This window comes from Streptomyces sp. NPDC059909, from assembly GCF_042730885.1.
Classification (GTDB): Bacteria; Actinomycetota; Actinomycetes; order Streptomycetales; family Streptomycetaceae; genus Streptomyces.
Genome location: NZ_JBHWKX010000219.1, coordinates 1 through 1,521, shown reverse-complemented (window position 1 = coordinate 1,521; position 1,521 = coordinate 1). Strand labels below are relative to the sequence as shown.

The window sequence follows — 1,521 nt, the reverse complement described above, 5'->3', positions numbered from 1 at the left end:
TGTCGGCAACGGCTGAATTTGGGACCAGTTCGAACGGTTCAATCGTGAGCCATTGTGCGGCCTCGGTGGTTCGTCAGTCGTTGTCGGTGGCGGTGGGGACGCGGCCGAGTTCGCGGCCCTTCATGCGGTAGGACTCGCCTTTGAGGGAGTGGACCTCGGCGTGGTGGACGAGTCGGTCGATCATGGCGGCGGCGACGGTCTCGTCGCCGAAGGTCTCTCCCCAGCGTCCGAAGGGCTTGTTCGAGGTGACGATCACGCTGGCTCTCTCGTATCTGTTCGAGACGAGCTGGAAGAACAGGTTCGCGGCCTCGGCCTCGAACGGGATGTAGCCGACCTCGTCGATCACGATCAGCGGGTAGCGGCCGAGCTTGACCAGTTCGTCCTGGAGCCGGCCGGTCTGGTGGGCGGCGGCAAGGCGGTCGACCCACTGGGCGGCGGTGGCGAACGCGACGCGGTGGCCGGCCTGACAGGCCCGGACGGCGAGTCCGGTGGCCAGGTGGGTTTTGCCGGTGCCCGGCGGTCCCAGGAAGACGGCGTTCTCTTTCGCCGCTATGAAGTCCAATGTTCCCAGGTGTGCGAGTTGTTGGCGCGTCAGACCACGCAGATGAGTCAGATCGAGCTCCTCGATGGTCTTGATGGCGGGGAAGCGGGCGGCGCGGATACGGCCCTCGCCGCCGTGGGAGTCGCGGGCGGAGACCTCGCGCTGGAGGCAGGCGACCAGGTACTCGGTGTGGGTCCACGATTCGGTGCGGGCGCGTTCGGCCAGGCGCTCGGCGGCGTCCAGCAGGGCCGGGGCCTTCATGGCACGGGCGAGGAAGGCCAGGTCGGCGGCGGTCTGCCGGCCCGTGCGGGCGGCCGGGCCGTCGGGCTTGCCCGCGTCGGGGGTGGGGTGCCTTTTCGTGGGAGCGGTGGTGCGGGCCATCAGGTGTCCTCCTTCCCGCCGCCGCCCTCGATGAGGGTGAACATGCGGTCGTAGGTGCCCAGCTCGCGTTGTTCGACCTCGATGCCGAGGCTGTCGGGGGCCAGGGCCGCGGCTCGGGCGGTGGCCGCTCGGGCTGCCTGCTGGTGGATCACCTCACCGCGCAGGTTCCGGGCCGCCGCGGCGTGCTCGGGGTCGGTCAGGCTCTGATGCTTGGCCCAGCAGCGGGTGTGACGGGCCACCAGGTCGTCGCCGCAGGTCACGGTGATCTCCTCGGTGTCGGCGTGGACCGTGACCACGTGGCCGATCGCGCGGGGGTGGACGGAGTAGTCGTTGGTGTCGACTCGGATGTAGTGGTCGCGGCCCAGGCGGGTGCGAAGCGGCCACCAGTGGGGCGGGCCGACCGGCGGGATGGCGAGCATCGACGCCCGGTCGCTCTCCCAGCGATCGACCGGCCGGGCGTCGATCGAGCGGTGATGGCGCCGGTTGGCGATCTGAAGCCAGGCGGTCAGCTGGGCGTTGAAGTCGTCCGGGCCGGTGAAGAGGCGGCCGGGCAGGAAGCTGGTCTCCAGGTAGCCGTTCGCGCGCTCGACCAGGCCCTT

General features: G+C 70.1%; 1 protein-coding gene and 1 pseudogene. Both read right to left on the bottom strand.

The features are described 5' to 3' along the window. Nucleotides 1-73: 73 nt before the first annotated feature. Nucleotides 74-922, bottom strand: a complete 849-nt coding sequence (istB, locus tag ACFV9O_RS40350) for an IS21-like element helper ATPase IstB (RefSeq protein WP_385428058.1) — start codon at nt 920-922, stop codon at nt 74-76. Next, nucleotides 922-1,521, bottom strand: a pseudogene (locus tag ACFV9O_RS40345) (IS21 family transposase); the annotation flags it as partial. The gene istB and the pseudogene ACFV9O_RS40345, both read right to left, overlap by 1 nt.

What these genes read in the sequence shown, in the direction of transcription:
- istB (WP_385428058.1), bottom strand. Translation starts at nt 922, where the DNA reads ATGGCCCGCACCACCGCTCCCACGAAAAGGCACCCCACCCCCGACGCG.